At 71.4% G+C, this 16,993-nt stretch carries 14 protein-coding genes and 1 pseudogene; 8 read left to right on the forward strand and 7 right to left on the reverse strand.

All coding sequences use genetic code 11. The features are described 5' to 3' along the window. Window positions 1-58: 58 nt before the first annotated feature. Entirely contained in the window at window positions 59-676 is a 618-nt protein-coding gene (locus LCD31_RS13245) for a helix-turn-helix domain-containing protein (protein WP_224958404.1), read from the forward strand. 43 nt (window positions 677-719) lie between these two features. On the opposite strand, the gene LCD31_RS13250 is transcribed toward LCD31_RS13245, so the two are convergent. Next, on the reverse strand, window positions 720-1,592 hold the full coding sequence (locus LCD31_RS13250) for an LLM class flavin-dependent oxidoreductase (RefSeq protein WP_224958405.1): 873 nt from the start codon (window positions 1,590-1,592) through the stop codon (window positions 720-722). 175 nt (window positions 1,593-1,767) lie between these two features. On the opposite strand from LCD31_RS13250, the gene LCD31_RS13255 reads away from it, so the two are divergent. Next, on the forward strand, window positions 1,768-2,577 hold the full coding sequence (locus LCD31_RS13255) for an HAD family hydrolase (RefSeq protein WP_224958406.1): 810 nt from the start codon (window positions 1,768-1,770) through the stop codon (window positions 2,575-2,577). A 93-nt stretch (window positions 2,578-2,670) separates the two neighbouring features. On the opposite strand, the gene LCD31_RS13260 is transcribed toward LCD31_RS13255, so the two are convergent. Continuing rightward, window positions 2,671-3,897 carry a glycosyltransferase 87 family protein gene (locus LCD31_RS13260; protein WP_224958407.1) on the reverse strand — a complete coding sequence of 409 codons (1,227 nt, stop codon included), beginning with the start codon at window positions 3,895-3,897 and terminating at the stop codon, window positions 2,671-2,673. A 266-nt stretch (window positions 3,898-4,163) separates the two neighbouring features. On the opposite strand from LCD31_RS13260, the gene glf reads away from it, so the two are divergent. The 4 genes from glf (at window position 4,164) to LCD31_RS13280 (ending at window position 9,139) form a co-directional block, all read left to right on the forward strand. After that, window positions 4,164-5,357: a UDP-galactopyranose mutase gene (gene glf, locus LCD31_RS13265; protein ID WP_224958408.1), complete on the forward strand. Its 1,194-nt coding sequence runs from the start codon at window positions 4,164-4,166 to the stop codon at window positions 5,355-5,357. A 1-nt stretch (window position 5,358) separates the two neighbouring features. Beyond that, entirely contained in the window at window positions 5,359-7,338 is a 1,980-nt protein-coding gene (locus tag LCD31_RS13270) for a glycosyltransferase (protein ID WP_308011326.1), read from the forward strand. 120 nt (window positions 7,339-7,458) lie between these two features. Then, entirely contained in the window at window positions 7,459-7,977 is a 519-nt protein-coding gene (locus LCD31_RS13275; protein ID WP_224958420.1) for a phosphatase PAP2 family protein, read from the forward strand. 205 nt (window positions 7,978-8,182) lie between these two features. Further along, the gene (locus tag LCD31_RS13280; RefSeq protein ID WP_255615105.1) at window positions 8,183-9,139 is read left to right on the forward strand and encodes a decaprenyl-phosphate phosphoribosyltransferase; all 957 of its coding nucleotides are present in this window, start codon (window positions 8,183-8,185) and stop codon (window positions 9,137-9,139) included. A gap of 52 nt (window positions 9,140-9,191) precedes the next feature. Here the strand turns inward: LCD31_RS13280 and LCD31_RS13285 are convergent, their stop codons facing one another. From LCD31_RS13285 to LCD31_RS13305, 5 genes are all read right to left on the reverse strand, one after another. Continuing rightward, window positions 9,192-10,457, reverse strand: a complete 1,266-nt coding sequence (locus LCD31_RS13285) for an NAD(P)/FAD-dependent oxidoreductase (protein WP_224958409.1) — start codon at window positions 10,455-10,457, stop codon at window positions 9,192-9,194. Continuing rightward, window positions 10,454-10,855 (reverse strand): GtrA family protein, encoded by a 402-nt coding sequence (locus LCD31_RS13290; protein ID WP_224958410.1) that lies wholly within the window; start codon window positions 10,853-10,855, stop codon window positions 10,454-10,456. Before LCD31_RS13290 ends, LCD31_RS13285 begins: the two co-directional genes overlap by 4 nt. Next, window positions 10,842-11,819 carry a glycosyltransferase family 2 protein gene (locus tag LCD31_RS13295; protein ID WP_224958411.1) on the reverse strand — a complete coding sequence of 326 codons (978 nt, stop codon included), beginning with the start codon at window positions 11,817-11,819 and terminating at the stop codon, window positions 10,842-10,844. Before LCD31_RS13295 ends, LCD31_RS13290 begins: the two co-directional genes overlap by 14 nt. Window positions 11,820-12,051: 232 nt before the next feature. Continuing rightward, on the reverse strand, window positions 12,052-15,321 hold the full coding sequence (locus LCD31_RS13300; protein WP_224958412.1) for an arabinosyltransferase domain-containing protein: 3,270 nt from the start codon (window positions 15,319-15,321) through the stop codon (window positions 12,052-12,054). 98 nt (window positions 15,322-15,419) lie between these two features. Beyond that, on the reverse strand, window positions 15,420-16,247 hold the full coding sequence (locus tag LCD31_RS13305) for a helix-turn-helix transcriptional regulator (RefSeq protein WP_224958413.1): 828 nt from the start codon (window positions 16,245-16,247) through the stop codon (window positions 15,420-15,422). Between the two features lie 291 nt (window positions 16,248-16,538). On the opposite strand from LCD31_RS13305, the gene LCD31_RS13310 reads away from it, so the two are divergent. Both LCD31_RS13310 and LCD31_RS13315 read left to right on the forward strand, forming a co-directional pair. Then, a complete protein-coding gene (locus LCD31_RS13310; protein ID WP_224958415.1) occupies window positions 16,539-16,763 on the forward strand; it encodes a zinc finger protein in 225 nt (74 codons plus the stop codon). Next, window positions 16,760-16,993: pseudogene (locus LCD31_RS13315) on the forward strand (hypothetical protein); the annotation flags it as partial. The gene LCD31_RS13310 and the pseudogene LCD31_RS13315, both read left to right, overlap by 4 nt.

A 16,993-nucleotide genomic window follows, 5' to 3' on the forward strand; every position in this document is an offset into this window, starting at 1 on the left:
CCGGCACGCGGAGCTCGGTGCCGGGATGCGCGGGGGACCAGCGCCTATGGTGGTGGGCGTGGCGGATCCTTCAGCTGAACGACAGAGCGCGCCCGGCGACGGCGCGGACGCCCGGGGCCTGGCGGGCATCGGCGAGCGGATCCGCCGGTTGCGCGCCGAGCGCGGGCTGCCCGGGACCGGACTGGCCCAGGCCGCGCGGCTCACCGCGGAGCGGCTCGCGGCCGTCGAGGACGAGGCGGCGACGCCGACGCTTCCGGAGCTCACCGCGCTCGCCGGAGCGCTGGACGTGGCGCTCCCCGAACTGTTCACCGACGCGGTGCCCGGCCCGGCCGCGGTCGTGATGCGCGGCGACGAGGTGCCCACCGTCGAATCCGGTGACCTCGCCGTGCAGGTGCTCACGCCCCGCTCGGTGCTGCCCGGGATGTACGCGGCGCGCTACCGGCTGGACCCGACGAGCGTCGGGGTGCGGCCGGTGCAGCACGAGGGGCACGACTGGTTGTACGTGCTCAGCGGGGAGCTGCGCGTCGAGTTCGAGCAGGATTCGGTGACGTTGCGGGCCGGGGACAGCGCCAGCTTCGGCGCGACGGTGGCGCACCGGTTGGTGGTGCCCGGCGGCGAGCCCGCCGAGTTCCTGGCGGTGGGCGCCACCCTGCTCACCACGGACCCGCCCGCGTAGCGGTCCGGGGGGGCCGTTCCGGACGGGCCGCCTGCCTCGCGGGTCAGAGCTCGGGGAGGACCTCGGAGGCGATCTCCTCGACCGTCGACTCGGTCCCCTCGTAGGGCGAATCGGTGCGCGGCCAGTGCGTCACGACGTCGGTGAAGCCGAGCTCGGCGGCCCGGCCCACGACCTCCTTGAAGTACTCCACGCTGCTCATCGAGTACGCCGGTGCCGCGTCCGCCTGCAGGTAGCGGTGGACGCGTGCCGGGGCCTTGCCCTCGGCGGCCAGCGCGTCGTCGAACTTCTTGGTCAGCTCGGCCACGCCGCGCCACCAGGCCTCGACGTCGTCCCCGCCGCTGCCGGTGGTCACCCAGCCCTGCCCGTAGCGGGCGGCGAGCCGCATCGCGCGCGGCCCGTTCGCGGCGATGACGAACGGCAGGCGCGGCAGCTGCACGCAGCCGGGGGCGCGGCGGGCTTCCACGGCGGTGTAGTGCTCGCCGTACCAGCTGGTGTTGTCCTGGGTGAGGATCTTGTCGAGCAGCTCGACGAACTCCTCGAACCGCTCGGTCCGGGCGGCGGGGGCGAGCGGCTGCCCGCCGAGCACCGCGGTGTCGAAGCCGGACCCGCCCGCACCGATGCCGAGCGTGATCCGGCCGTCGGAGATGTCGTCGAGCGCGGTGATCTCCCGGGCGAAGTGCACCGGGTGCCGGAAGTTCGGCGAGGCCACCAGGGTGCCCAGCCGGATCGTGGAGGTCACGGTCGCCGCCGCGGTGAGCGTGGGCACCGCGTCGAACCAGGGTTTGTCGACCAGCGACCGCCAGCCCAGGTGATCGTAGGTCCAGGCGTGGGCGAAGCCGTACTCCTCGGCCATCCGCCACAGCGGCTCCGCGGCCCACCACCGGTGTTCGGGCAGTATCACAATCCCAACGCGCACACCGCTGACCGTATCGGTACCACCCGGACGGGTTCGACCCTGTGCGGGCTCTTGACCAGGTTTCGTGCCTGCCGCCCGTCCGAGTGCTCCCCGGCCGACGGAAAGATCCACACTGTCAGGTGAAGCCGGATTAATCGAGCCCCGGCTCGTGCGCGGTCTCGCCAGCATGTCCCGGGTGAACAAACCCGCGCTAGTCGCATCCGATGTGGACGGAACGCTGCTGGACCCGTCGGTCCAGGTCAGCGAGCGGACGGCGCGCACCGTGCGCGCCGTCGTGGACGACACCCCGTTCGTGCTGGTCACCGGAAGGCCACCACGATGGGTGCCGCAGATAGTGGATGGTCTCGGCGTGGCCGGGATCGCGGTGTGCTCGAACGGCGCGGTGCTCTACGACGCCGAATCCGACCGGGTGCTGCACCGCACCGAGATGGAACCGGAGCAGCTGCGCGACGCGGCCCGCGAGCTGCGCGAGGCGCTGCCCGGCTGCACGTTCGCGGTGGAGCGCTCCACCGGCCGGGCCCGGGACGACGTGGCCGAGCAGTTCCTCGCCGAGGCCGGGTTCCACCGGGTCTGGCCGAACCGGGACATCCGGGTGGTGGAGCGCTCGGAGCTGTTCGACCGGCCCGCGGTGAAGCTGATGGTGCTGCACGAGGACCGCAGCACCGACCTGGTGCCCGCCGTCGAGGAGGTGCTGGGGCCCCGGTTGTGCCTGACCTGCTCGATGGGCGGCGGCCCGGTCGAGCTGTCCGCGCCGGGGGTGGACAAGGGCAGCGGCCTCGCGGCGGTGGCCGAGAAGCTCGGCGTCCCGCCGGACGAGGTGATCGGCTTCGGCGACATGCCCAACGACATCCCGATGCTGGACTGGGTGGGCCACGGCGTGGCGATGCGCAACGCGCACCCGGGGGTGCTGGAGATCGCCGACGAGGTCACCGGCTGCAACGGGCAGGACGGGGTCGCGCAGGTGCTGGAGCGCTGGTGGCCGTGACCCGCTGACCGGGCGCCGCCGCGGGCGGCGTGAAGATCTGATGAACGTTCGGAGCGCCGTGTTCGGGCTGGGGAGGCGGACACGGCGTCCTGGCTAGACCCCGCTGCCGACCCGTTCGGCGGCCGGTTCCGCCGCGGTCCGCTGCCGGTGCAGCAGGTGCGCGGCCGCGCAGGCGATGAGGAAGCCGATGCCCAGCAGCGCGTAGGAACCGCCCACGACCTGCTGCGAGAACGTCCACCGCAGCTCCCGGTCCCCGGTGTTGGGCAGGTACCAGTGCGGCGCGACCAGCACCGCCAGCGCGCACAGCCCCGCGTACATCGCGATCCCGTACCAGCGGTGCCGCCAGGCCATCGCGAGCACGAGCACCAGCGCCGGCCCGGCCCACACCCAGTGGTGCGACCAGGAGATCGGCGAGATCAGCAGCACCAGCACCGCGTTGACCACCAGCGCCAGCGGCACGTTCCGGGTGCGCAGCGCGTACCGCATCCCCAGCACGGCGAGCACCAGCAGCACGAGCGACCCGGCGATCCACAGCGAGTCCAGCGCCGTCCCGGTGATGTCCTGCTTGGCGAGCAGGCTGCGCAGCGTCTGGTTCCCGGCGTACACCGCGCCGATGTCCTCGCCGGTGGAGAACATCTTGTCCAGCCACCAGTCCGCCGAGTCGTCCGGCGCCGCCAGCAGCCCCAGCAACACCGTCCCGGCGAACGTGACGGCCGCGACCGACATGGCCCGGAAGTCCTTGCGCAGCAGGAACAGCAGCAGGAAGCCGAGCGGGGTGAGCTTGATGGCGGCGGCGATCCCGACCAGCAGCCCGCGCGGCCACCGGGTGCGCGGCAGCAGGCAGTCGGCGGCGACCAGGCCCATCAGCAGCAGGTTGACCTGCCCGTAGTTCACCGTGTCCCGCGTCGGCTCGATGATCGTCATGACCGGCAGGGCGACCGCGGTGGCCACCGCCACCGACCCGGCGTTCGGCGCGAGGTAGGGCGAAGAGCGCGCGAACGAATACGCGGTCACCAGGATCGACAGGTGCGAGAGCACCGAGACCACGACGACGGCGGCATCGCCGGACAACCACCACAGCGGGGTGAAGACGATCGCCGCGAACGGCGGGTAGATGAACGGCAGGGTGGTGCTGTCCGGGGATTCCGGAGTCAGGTCGCCGTAGATCTCGTAACCGTTCAGCCACGCTCGGGCACCGAGCCGGTAAATCTCGGTGTCCATGTAGCCGCGGGTGTCGATCCAGTGCACGAACCAGATCGCCAGCGCTTCCAGGACGATCGCCGCCACCAGCAGGTACCGGCCGTCTCGGACCTTGGTCACGCTGCAGATCACCTTCCAGGTCCGGGAGCGGGCCGCGGCGATGCTACCGAATCCGACTCGCCGGTCCCGTCACCGCGCTGAGCGACACCGATCGTCGCGACGACTCCGGAGAGTCGCGAAGTGTCACTGTTCGTGCTGCACGATCGGTCTTGATCGGACTCAGCGCCACCCGGATGGCCAGCGAAAACACGTGATGTAGTTGAATCGGGACGGGAACCTCAACGCGGTTCCCGGGCCCCGTCGGCTGGCCGCTACCCTCGACGGCTGTGAGCTTCGCAGGCTATGACCTGATCGTTGTTGGCTCCGGATTCTTCGGACTGACGATCGCAGAGCGCGCCGCCACCCAGCTGGACAAGCGGGTGCTGGTGCTGGACCGACGTGACCACATCGGCGGAAACGCCTATTCGGAACCGGAACCGGAAACCGGTATCGAGGTGCACCGCTATGGCGCGCACCTGTTCCACACCTCGAACAAGCGGGTGTGGGAGTACGTGAACCGGTTCACGGATTTCACCGATTACCAGCACCGGGTGTTCACCCGGCATGAGGGACAGATTTACTCGTTCCCGATGAACTTGGGCCTGCTGTGCCAGTTCTTCGGTCGCGCGTTCTCCCCGGACGAGGCCAAGGCGCTGGTCGCGGAGCAGGCGGCGGAGATCAAGACCGCCGACGCCCAGAACCTGGAGGAGAAGGCGATCTCCCTGATCGGCCGTCCGCTGTACGACGCGTTCGTGCGCGGCTACACGGCCAAGCAGTGGCAGACCGACCCGAAGCAGCTGCCCGCCGCGAACATCACCCGGCTGCCGGTCCGCTACAACTTCAACAACCGCTACTTCAACGACACCTACGAGGGTCTTCCGGTCGACGGCTACACCGCCTGGCTGGAGAAGATGGCGGAGCACCCGAACATCGAGGTCCAGCTCAGCACGGACTACTTCGACGTCCGCGCCGAGCTCCCGGCCGACGTGCCCGTGGTGTACACCGGCCCGCTGGACCGCTACTTCGACTACTCGGAGGGCGAGCTGGGCTGGCGCACCCTCGACTTCGAGTCCGAGGTCGTGCCGACCGGCGACTACCAGGGCACGCCGGTGATGAACTACGCGGACGAGGACGTGCCCTACACCCGGATCCACGAGTTCCGGCACTTCCACCCCGAGCGGGAGGACCGGCACCCGAAGGACAAGACGGTGATCGTCCGGGAGTACTCGCGGTTCGCCGAGCACGGCGACGAGCCGTACTACCCGATCAACACCGGCGACGACCGGGCGAAGCTCGAGGCGTACCGCGAGAAGGCGAAGGCCGAGGCCAAGGAGCGCAAGGTGCTCTTCGGCGGCCGGCTGGGCACCTACAAGTACCTCGATATGCACATGGCGATCGGCTCGGCGTTGAGCATGTTCGACAACAAGCTCACCCCCTATTTCACCGAGGGCCGCCTCCTGGACGGCTCGCTGGAGGATTGACGTGACCGACCGGACCCCCGACGAGTCCGCGGCCGCCACCAAGCGCGCCGGGACCGCGACCGCGGCCGAGAGCAAGACCGGTGAGGCGGCCGCCACCCGCTCGAAGAGCCGCAAGGTGGCTCCCGAGCAGGTGCTGCAACGCGTGGTCTTCCCGCGTGGTGAGGACCCGCTGGACGTGCGCGCGCTCTACATCGACGAGCCGCAGACCGGCACCACCACGGTGGTGTCCCGGCGCTCGATCAAGGTGCCCGCGCACTCCAAGATCTCGCTGGCGTCCTACTTCAACGCCTTCCCCGCCAGCTACTGGAAGCGGTGGACGAAGGTCGACGAGGTGGTGCTGCGGCTGAAGGTCAAGGGGGCCGGTCGGCTCGACGTCTACCGCTCGAAGGCCAACGGCGACAGCGTGCACCTGGAAGGTGCGCCGGTCGCCAGCCCGAAGTCCTGGACGTGGCTGGAGTTCCGGGTCTCGCTGAAGCCGTTCGAGGACGGCGGCTGGATCTGGTTCGACCTGTTCACCAACGACAGCGCGCTGGAGGTCGACGAGGCGGCCTGGACCACCGACGTCGAGCTGCCGCGGCAGCGGGTCGTCGTGGGCACCACCACGATCCGCCCGGCCGACTGCGTCGTGGCGCTGCAGACCCTGGGCGAGGACCCCGAGGTCATGGCCGTGGTGGAGAAGGTCGTCGTCGCCGACCAGGGCGGTCAGAAGATCCGCGACACCGAGGGCTTCGAGCTGGCGGCCGAGCGGCTCGGCGACAAGCTGCAGGTGATCGAGCAGGCCAACATCGGCGGCTCCGGCGGCTTCACCCGCGTCATGTACGAGGGCGTGCACAACTCGGACGCCGAGCAGGTCCTGCTCATGGACGACGACATCGCGCTGGAGCCGGACGGCGTGCTGCGCGCCAACGCGTTCGCCCGCGCCGCCTCCCACCCGGTGATCGTCGGCGGCCACATGCTGAACCTGCAGGCCCGCTCGCGGCTGCACAGCATGGGCGAGGTCGTCGACGTCGGCGTCGGCATCTGGCGCCCCGCGCCGGGCGCGGTCACCGACTACGACTTCGCGAAGACCCCGCTGCGCAAGAGCAAGAAGCTGCACAAGCGGATCGACGCGAACTACAACGGCTGGTGGATGTGCCTGTTCCCGCGTGAGGTCATCGAGAACTCCGGGCTGCCGCTGCCGCTGTTCATCAAGTTCGACGACTCGGAGTACTCGTTGCGCGCCGGCGCGCACGGCTACCCGACGGTGACGCTGCCGGGCGCGGCGGTGTGGCACATGCCGTGGACGGACAAGAACGACGCCACGGACTGGACCGCCTACTTCCACACCCGCAACCGGCTGGTGATGGCCGCGCTGCACAGCCCGGAAGAGGTGCGGCAGGTCCTGGTCAAGCAGGGCCTGAAGCTGACCCTGCGGCACCTGCTGTCGATGGAGTACTCCACGGTGGCGGTGCAGCAGAAGGCCATCGAGGACTTCCTGGCCGGACCGGGCGAGCTGTTCGACTCGCTGCGCACGGCCCGCCCGGACGTGCTGGAGCTGCGCAAGGACTACGACGACGCGAAGACGCTGCCCTCGGCGCGCGAGTTCCCGCCGCCCTCGGCGGACCCGATCATGGCGGAGGGCCTGCTGAAGCCGCCGGTGAACCCGGCGGTCATCGCGGCGCGGGCGTCGAAGGCGCTGCTGCACAACCTCAAGGAACCCGACCAGGCGGCGGGCGAGCGGCCGCAGCTGAACATCCCGGCCGACAGCGCCCGCTGGTTCCTGCTCGGCGCGCTGGACAGCGCGACCGTGTCCAACGCCGACGGCAGCGGGGTGTCGTTCCGGCGCCGCGACCCGGAGGAGTTCCGCAGGCTCGGGCTCCGCGCCCTGGCGAACTACCGCAAGCTGGCCCGCGAGTGGCCGCGGCTGCGCGAGGTCTACCGCGCGGCGCTGCCCGAGCTGACCAGCCCGGAGTCCTGGAAACAGGTCTTCGACGAGAAGTGATCGACCCCGTGACCTGTGTGCCCCGACCCCGGAGACGAAGTGGCTGCTGAACCGACTACGACGACTCCCGGCGCGTCCAGCGCCGCGGAGCGGGAGTTCATCCCCGGCACCGAGGAACCGATGCCGGAAGTCACCACCGAGACGCTCGTCCTGCGCAAGGTGCAGGGCGCGCTGGCCAAGCCGCCGGTGGTCAAGGCGGCCCGCGCGATGTCGCTGTTCGGCGAGCACGCGGCAGGCTGGCTGGCGATCGGCGCCGTGGGTGCGCTGGTGGACCGCAAGCGGCGCGGCGAGTGGGTCGCGGCCGCGGCCGGCGTCGCCTTCGCGCACGGGGCGTCCATCGGGGTGAAGCGGGTCGTGCGGCGCAGCCGGCCCGGTGACCCGCAGGTGAAGGTGCTGGTCGGAACGCCGAGCAAGCTCAGCTTCCCGTCCTCGCACGCGACATCGACGACGACGGCCGCCGTGCTCTACGGCGGTCTGCTGGGCAAGCGGCTGACCCCGGCGCTGGTGCCGCCGATGATGGTCAGCCGGATGGTCCTGGGGGTTCATTACCCGAGCGACGTTCTCGCCGGTTCAGCGCTCGGCGGTGCCGCGGCGCTGGGCGTCCGGCGGTTCACGAGACGGCGGAGGAACCGTGGCTGACAAGAACGAGACCGGCGCGACCGTCAGCGAACCCGAAGGCGGGATCGACGAGGCCGCGGCGAAGACCGAGGTGGACGGCGGGACGGAGAACTCCGCCGGGAACGGCGCGAAGGCTCCCGTCGAGACGGACGCCGAGCAGGTGCGCGAGGTCGAGGCCGACGCCGAGGGGTCCATCGGCTCCGAGGCGGGTGGCAGCGCCGCCGCGCTGGAGGAGTCCGAGGCGAAGGCCGGGGACGAGAAGGACAAGTCCTCCGACGCCTACCACGCGAAGGTGACCGCGAAGGCGGGTACTCCGGCGGGCCTGATCAGCGGCCTGATCAAGGAGCTGCGCCCGAAGCAGTGGGTCAAGAACGTCCTGGTGCTGGCCGCCCCGTTCACCGCGGGCGCGCTGCTCAACACCGACGTCGTGCTCGACGCCGCCCTGGCGTTCGTGGTGTTCTCGATGGCCGCATCGGGCATCTACTTCATCAACGACGCCATCGACGTCGAGTCGGACCGCCAGCACCCGACCAAGCGGAACCGGCCGATCGCGGCGGGCCTCATCCCGGTGCCGATCGCCTGGGTGGTGGCGGTGCTGCTGCTCGGCGGCTCGCTGGCCATCTCCGGCGTGGTGAGCTTCGGGCTGTTCACGGTGATGGCCGTGTACATCGCGGTGCAGCTGGGCTACTGCTTCGGCCTGAAGCACCAGCCGGTGATCGACCTGTGCATCGTGGCCTCCGGGTTCCTGCTGCGCGCGGTCGCCGGTGGCGCCGCGGCCGGGCTGGAGATCACCCAGTGGTTCTACATCGTGGTGGCGTTCGGCTCGCTGTTCATGGTGGCGGGCAAGCGCTACGCCGAGGTGAAGCTGGCGGCCGAGACCGGCGCGAAGATCCGCAAGTCGCTGAAGGCGTACTCGCCGTCGTACCTGCGGTTCGTGTGGGCCATCGCGGCCGCGATCACGATCATGACGTACTGCCTGTGGGCGTACGACATCCGCGAGATCGAGCAGTCCCGCTGGGGCATCATCTCGATCATCCCGATGGTGATCGCGATCCTGCGGTACGCGGTGGACGTGGACAAGGGCGTCGCGGGCGAGCCGGAGGAGGTGGCGCTGAAGGACAAGGTGCTGCTGGTCCTCGGAGCCGTGCTCGCGGGCTGCCTGTTCCTCGCGTACTACCTCTGATCGAACCCGATCTCGGAACGCCCCCGGTGCCCGCCGGGGGCGTTCCGCCGTTCTAGGGCCGGTCCAGGCCGAGGTCGCGGATGACGTCGTGGGCCATCCGCACCGCGTAGCTCTGGCCGCGGTCCTGCGGGTAGATCTGCGACATGGTGGCCAGCACGACCCCCGGCATCGAGGTGGCGTGCGGCGGGATCAGGTCCCGGTACTCGGGCGTGACGACCGGTTGCGCGAACCCGGCCTTGGAGAAGTGCCAGTCCTGGATCCACGACTCGTCGAACTCCGGGTTCAGCTTCCGCAGCCACGGGACGTAGCGCGCCAGCAGCTCCGAGGGTTCGGTGGTGAACCGCCAGTCGTCCCGCGGCACGTAGTTGCCGACGTAGACGACGTGCCGCCCGCCGTACTCGGCGCGGTCGACCATGTTGGTGTGCTCGACGACGGCGAGGAACGGGAAATCGGTGTCGTTGATGTTGAGCCAGTAGTACGGGATGACGCTGCGGTCGCACTCCAGCACGAAGCAGGTGGCGCCCAGGTACTGGTTGCGCCACAGCACGTCGTCGGATTCGATCTCGGCGGCCTTCGCGAACACCGGTTGCGGGACGGTGACGACGAGCCGGTCGAACTCGTAGGCGGTGCCGTCGGCGGTCTTCACCTCCACCGAGTTCGGCTGGCGGACGGAGACCACGGGCTTGTCGAACTCGACGCGGCCGCCGCGTTCGGTCACCGCGTCCAGCAGCGCCCGGTACACCTTCTGGAACCCGCCGTGCACGTAGCCGAGCTCGAAGGTGCGGTAGTGGATCCGCGCCCACAGCCACGCCATCGACACCTGCTCGGCGCGGTCGCCGAACTTGCCGGTCAGCAGCGGTTCCCAGATGGTCCCGGTGACCCGCGGCCCGGCCCAGCGGCGCATCCAGTCGAGGGCGCGCACCGACCCGAACCGGGAACCGTCGCGGACCGCTTTGAGCGCGGCGGAGCTGGCGCCGAACCGCAGCCGGTCGAGCAGCGAGAACTTCGGGAACCGCAGCATCTCCAGCGGGGTGCCGAACGGGTGCAGCTCGCCGTCCAGGTACACGCCGGTGCTGGGGGAGTGGAACCGCAGGTCGTCGGCCAGGCCGAGCTCGGTGATCAGGTCGATCATCGCCCGGTCGGTCTTGAAGCTGTGGTGGTAGAAGCGCTCCAGCGGGGTGCCGCCGACCTCGATGGAGGCCGCGAGCCCGCCGAGCTCGGCGGAGGCCTCCAGCACGGTGACGTCGTGGCCGGCCTTCACCGCGTCGAACGCGGCGGTCAGACCGGTGGCCCCGGCGCCCACGACACCCAGCTTCATCCGAAACTCCATCTCTTGTTGATCAGGTATTGCAGCAGCACGACCAGCGGGATCGCGGCCGCCTTCACCAGGTTCGGCGTCACCCCGAGCAGCCCGGAACCCAGGTGCAGCAGCAGGAACGTCACCGCCATGCCCGCCAGGCCGACGCTGTAGAACCGGGCGAAGCGGACCAGCAGCCGGTCCCGGGTGCGGAAGTTCAGCCGGGCGTTGAGCGCGAAGTTGTTCGCGATGCCGACGCTGGTGCTGATCGCGTTCGCGAGCTGCTCGTGCAGCCCGCAGGTGTTGAACAGCAGCAGGAACACCAGGTAGTCGAGGGTGACGCCGCTGACGCCGATGATCCCGTACAGCACCAGGGCGCGGCTCGGCCTCGGCAGCCGGCGCTGCTCAACCCCCGTCATGCCGGATCACCTTGCGCACGATGTAGAGCGGGCGCTGGCGCACCTCGTCGTAGATCCGTCCGATGTAGCTGCCGATCACGCCGAGCGAGAGCATCTGCACCCCGCCGAGGAACAGCATCACCACCATGATCATCGTCCAGCCGGAGACGGTGATCTGCGGGAAGAACAGCCGCAGCGCCACCGCGTAGAGGATGCCCAGCGCGGCCAGCCCGAGGCTCAGGAACCCGATGCGGGTGATCAGCTTCAGCGGTGCGGTGGAGAACCCGGTGACGCCGTCGGCGGCGAGCCGCACCATCTTGCGCAGCGGGTACTTCGTCTCGCCCGCGGCCCGCTCGTTCCGGTCGAACAGCACCTCGGTCTGCTGGAACCCCATCGAGGCGACCATGCCGCGGATGAACCGGCTGCGCTCCCGGAACCCGCGCAGCTCCTCGGCGGCGCGCCGGTCCAGCAGCCGGAAGTCGCCGGTGTCCACCGGGATGTCCACTTCGGCCAGGTTGTGCAGCAGCCGGTAGTACGAGTGCGCGGTGAGCCGCTTGAACCGGGTGTCGCGCCGGGTCCGCCGCCGCGCGGACACGATCTCGGCGCCGCCGCGCCACGCGTCGATCATCTCGATGCTCACCGCGGGCGGGTCCTGCAGGTCGGTGTCCATCACGACCACCGCGTCGCCCTCGGCGTGGTCCAGCCCGGCGGTGATGGCGATCTGGTGGCCGAAGTTGCGGGCGAAGTCCAGCACCCGCACCCGCGGGTCGGCCTCGGCGAGCTCCCGCAGCACCTGCAGCGAACCGTCCCGGGAACCGTCGTTGACGTAGATGAACTCGTACTCCAGGTCGGGCCGGGTCGCGGTGGCGGCGAGCAGTTCCCGGTGGAACCGGCGCAGGCCGTCCTGCTCGTCGTACACCGGCAGCACGTAGGAGATGAGCGAACCCGTGGCCGCCTCCTCGGTCCGCCGGTCTGGCGAGGGCACCGGCACTGCTCGGCTGATCGTCTCGGCCACCTGACTCCCCCTCGTCACCGTCCTCGCTTCGCGTGGACGCCGCGCTCGGCGGATCGGTTGCCCGTCGGTCGGGCGATCCGGCGCGGTTCGTCCGGGCGGGGAACGGCTCGGGGTGCCCGGCGCACCCGAGTTTTCCGCATCGGACCACCGCTGGGCACCGGCATCGCGTGATCGTTATCCACCGGTCCGGTGATGTTCGCGGTCACGGGTGCAGATCGCCTTCTTCGAAGGGGTAGGCGCCGTCGCCGTCCGCGCCGCCCTGCAACACCCGGCGGGTGCGCTGGTCGTAGGCGTCGCGGTCCAGGTCGTAGCGCACCGACAGCACGTGCCCCCAGACGAACCCGGGGTCGCCGCGCAGCCTGCTCGGCGTCTCCAGCCGCCGGGATTGGCCGAGCACACCGGTGAACACCCCGCCGTAGGACGGGTCGAACGCCATCGAGCCCTCCCCGGCGGGCGGGGTGATGAGCAGGCCGGGGCTGTCCGCGGTGCCGTGCGAGACGCGCGGGTAGTCGAAGTAGCAGGGGAACAGGAAGCTGATCGGCCAGTCGACCAGCGCCGGGATCCCGCCGTCGAGCACGTCGCGCAGCGGCACCACGTCGCGCACCGCGGGACCGCTGAACGCGAGCCAGCCCTGCTCGTCGGTGGTGGTGTCCACGGCGTGCAGCCGGACCCGGTCGGCGCGCGCGGGCAGGTCGGCGGCGGTGACGGTGATCAGCCGCCAGGAGCCGAAGTCCCGCCAGTCGACGGGCCGGCCCTTCCGCGGGTCCTCGTAGGGCAGCTGCCGGGGCGGGGTGTCGCGCAGCGCGCGGGAACCGAGCTCGCGCACCTCGTCCCCGGTGCGGCCGCCGAACTGGAGCGCCAGCTCGTTGCCCTGCTCGGGGCGGCCGGCGACCCACACCGACAGCTCCTGCCCGGGGCGCAGCGCGGGCAGCTCGAACCAGCCGGTGGTGACCTCGCCGGTGGTGGCGGGGCCGTCGCGGAGGCTGTCCCACATCAGCGGGCTCGCGTCGGTGGGTTCGGCTTCGGCGCCGGTGGGGCGCAGCGCGAGCTCGCCGGGTTCGCGGCGCAGCAGCGGTTCCTGCGGCGGGCGGCCGGGGCGTTCGCGGTTCGCGGCGAAGGCGGTGGCCGGGGGCTGGCCGTCCCCGTCGTCGCCGGTCGGCGGCGTGCCGGTCTCCGCCTCGGCGCCGGTGTCGTCGAGCGGGCCGTCGACGAGCCGCAGCGCGCCGTCCTCGGCCAGCGGCAGCGTCTCCACCTCGTTCTCGATGCCGCAGCTGCGGGCCCGCACGCTGTCCCAGCTGGAGCGGCCCACCGAGAACGCGCCCGCCTGCGCCGGTGCCTGCGCGAACGACCCGAGCAGCACCACCACCATCACCAGCGCCGACAGGGTGAACAGCGCCGAGGCGGGCAGCGTCCACGCCCCGGCGAGCGCCCGCATCCGCACCAGCCCGAACCCGAGCAGACCGATCACCGCGGCCAGCAGCAGCCACGGCAGCGGACCGTCCAACGGCAGCCCCAGCGGCCGCACCGCGGTGTCCGACCACGCCACCCCGAAGTCCGAGTACTGCCACCACGAGTTGGGCCCGGTGAACGCCAGCGCCGCCAGCACCGCGCCACCGACCGCGCCCGCGACGCCGAGCTGCCGGGATTCGCGCTTCGCGCCCGGCAACGCCCCCACCCTGGCCAGCAGCACCACGGTCGCGGCCAGCAGCGCGGGCGCCACCCCGGCGAGCGCGCCGAAGTGGTGCGTCCACTTCGACGGCGTCAGCCACAGCGTCGCGAACACCGCCACCACCGCGCCGACCAGCAGCGGCAGCTCCGGCATCCGCACCGCCCGGTGCAGCCGCCGCAGCACCGCCGCGGACGCCAGCAGCACGGCCGCGATCGCCAGCAGCACCGCCAACCGCTTGCTCGCCGTCCCCCAGGTGGTGGTGCCCAGCAGCTCCGCGTACCGGTCGATCTCCTGGTACCAGCCGAGGCTCGGCCCGAACTCCTCGTGGATCTCGGTGGCCCGGCGGAACCCGGTCCAGGTGGAGTCGGCGAACATCGCCACCACCCCGACCGAGCCGAGGCAGCACAGCAGCGCGGTCCGCGTCGGCACGGTGATCCAGCGCGGCAGCGCCCCCTGCACGACCAGCACCCGCCGGATCCGCGGTGCGAACGCCAGCACGATCAGCAGCGCCGCCACCCCGGTGGGCGTGACGGCGACGGTCAGCCCGGTCAGCAGCGCCGCCGCGCCGAGCGGGCCGAACGGGGCCCGCGCCGTCGGCGCGGTGGCCCGCAGCAGCAGCGCGACGACGGCGGCGGTGCCGAGCGCCACGAACGCCTCCGGCCGGATGCCGAGGTCGAACGGCAACCAGCAGGCGAGGAAGAACACCGCGCTCAGCAGGTGCACCGGCACCCGCCGGACGCCGCGGCACAGCGGGGCGACGATGCCGTGCGCCAGCACCAGCCAGGTGAGCATCCCGGCGACGACGCTCGGCACCCGCAGCCACGCGGGCGCGAGGCTGTGCTCGGACACCCAGCGCATCAGGTGCTGCACCAGCGTGAACGGTGCCTCGGAAGCGTTGAACCAGCGGTAGAAGTTGCCGATGTCCCCGGTCGCCGCGTGGTTGCGGATGGTCAGCATCGCGAAGCCGTCGTCATCGCTGATCGGCCCGATGACCAGCCAGCACGCCAGCACCGCCGCCACCGCGGCATCAACGAGTAGTAATGCCGCCGTGTTGAAGCGGATGCGATCGAGCACTGCTCGCCGGATCGCGGCCCAGGTCGGCGGGGTATGCGCGACGAGCAGCAGCAGCGAGGACGCGGCCAGCAGGAGCGCCGCCCCGATCAGCGACAGCTTCAGCGAGCTCGGCGCGGTCTCGAACCAGGTGTGGGCGCGGGCGGTGACCGACAGCTCGGCCGCCTGCTCAGGAGCGAGGCCGGTGCGGAACGCGAAGATCTCCGGCGCGGGCACGTCCGGCAGCACGATCGCGGGCAGCCCGCCGACCACGACCTCGGTCCGCTGCGCGTCGGCGCGCACGGTGAGGTCGCAGTCCGCGGGCAGCGGCGGCAGCGGGACGGCGCGTTCGCCGAGCACCAGGTCCGGGGCGCCGTCCTCGGTGCGCAGCACCAGCCCGTCGCGCTCGCTGCCGGGCGGGGTGGTGGCCAGCAGCAGCACCGGCTCCGGCCGGTCCAGCGCGGCCCGCAGCGCGCGGCACGGGACGGTCGCGGTGAACTCGGCGGGGCGGTACGGGGCGAACAGCGCGGTGGTGGACACCGCGGGTTCGTCGGCGGCGGGCCAGCTCACCTCGGTGCGGTCGGCCCACACCGGGGCGAACGGCAGGGCCAGCGCGCAGCACAGCCCGGCGACGCCGAGTAGCAGCGCCACCACGTGCGCGATCCACCTGGCGCGGCGGGCCGCGGGAGCGGTCAGCTCGTCGAGGGGGCGTCGCGCTTCCCCTGGTGCACGGATCGGGCTGCTGGGCTCCACGACACCGTCCTCAAGAAAGATCTTCCCCGTCGCCGCGGGATCATTCTTGCGCACGCGTCGCGGACGGCTCCGGTCGCCGTCGTCGCCGGACCGCCGGGTCAGCGGACTTCGTCGAGCAGGGTGGCGGTGTCGCCGGGGCTCAGCGCCGCCGCCCGGAGCCGGGCGAACGCGGTGTCGTACCACTCGGTCTGCGCCGGTCCGTCGAGGTAGTCGGCGTTGCTGAGGTGCTCGATGTAGACGAGCCGCCCCGGTGCGGGCTGCTCGTAGTGCAGCAGCTGGAACGAGGTGCCCATCGCCGCGTGCGCGCCGGCGCCGAACGGCAGCACCTGCACGGTGATGTTCGGCCGCTCGGTGAGGTCGCGCAGGTGCGCGAGCTGCTTGTGCATCACGGCGCAGCCGCCGACCTGGCGGCGCAGCACCGTCTCGTTGAGCACCACGGCCACCGCGGGCGGCTCGTCCCCGGCGAGCACCGCCTGCCGGTCGGCGTTGACGGTGACGAGCCGTTCGAGCTCGTCCGCGTCGCGCCGCGGGTCGAGCGCGAGCGCGACCGCCTTGGCGTACTCGGGGGTGCGGAACAGCGCGGGAACGAGTTCGGACTCGTACGCGAAGAGCGTGGCGGCGATGCTTTCCATCGCGACGAATCGCTGTGCCCAGTCCGGAACGCGAATATGATTCCGCTTCCGGGCTTGGCGGGCGAGTTGCAGAACGGTTTCCGCGCGGTCTCCCGGCACCCCGTAGCAGTCGATGAGCAGCCGCACATCTCCCGGTCCGATGGTGGCCTTGCCCGTCTCGATCTTGCTGATTTTCGGTTTCGTGCATTCCAGCGCGTTCGCCGCCTGTTCCTGGGTCTTTCCGCAGCTCTCGCGCATGTCCCGCAGCAGCCTGCCCAGCTGGAGGCGGGCCACGGGAGGGCCGGTGATGCTCATCGGTGGCCTTTCGATCGAAACGGGGGATCGAGTCCAGTTGTTCCAGTGCGCGGACCTGTGCGCAATCAAGATCATCCGAATGGGTAGTTCCTCCGGGAATGCACTCTCTTTATCGTTCAGGTAGGCCGGTTCTGGCTGCGCGCCGGACGTGCCGCGGGAGTCGTGCCGCGGGAGTCGGCGGTGAGAGCCGTGCGGCGAGAGAACGGTGCGGCGGCCCGGAACGTCCCGGAATTCGGCGGCGGACGCGCGCCGCGAAAGCGGTGTCCGCAGCGGAGGACGAGGAGGTTCGCGGTGTTCATCAGGTTGGCCGGTCCGGTCGCGTACTGGCGCCCGGCGAAGGGCGAGCGGCACGCGTTGTCCGCCGAGCAGCGGCCGTACCCCGGGCAGGTGCGGGATGCGCTGTGCGGGTTGCGGTTCACCATCAACGAGCCCAGCGACTGCGACTGGTTCGCGGAGTCCTGCGCGGACTGCCTGGCCAGGGCGAAGGCGCTGCGCGATGCGAGGGAGCAGGGATGAGCGCCGAGCAACTCGGGGCCGTGGTGGCCGGATCGGTCCTGCTGGCCGGGGTACTGGCACTGGTGCTCCCGTTGCGCGGGGGCCGGGGCGAGCACGGCGGCGCGGGGCCGGGCGCGGTCACCGTCGACCGGCTGCGGGTGCGCTCCCGCGGTGCTCCGGTGGCTTCCGGCGCCCCGCCCCGCCCCCCCCCCGCCGCGCCCCCCGCCCCCCCCCCCGCGCCCCCCCCCGGG

This window comes from Saccharopolyspora sp. 6M (assembly GCF_020176775.1).
Lineage (GTDB): Bacteria > Actinomycetota > Actinomycetes > Mycobacteriales > Pseudonocardiaceae > Saccharopolyspora_C > Saccharopolyspora_C gregorii.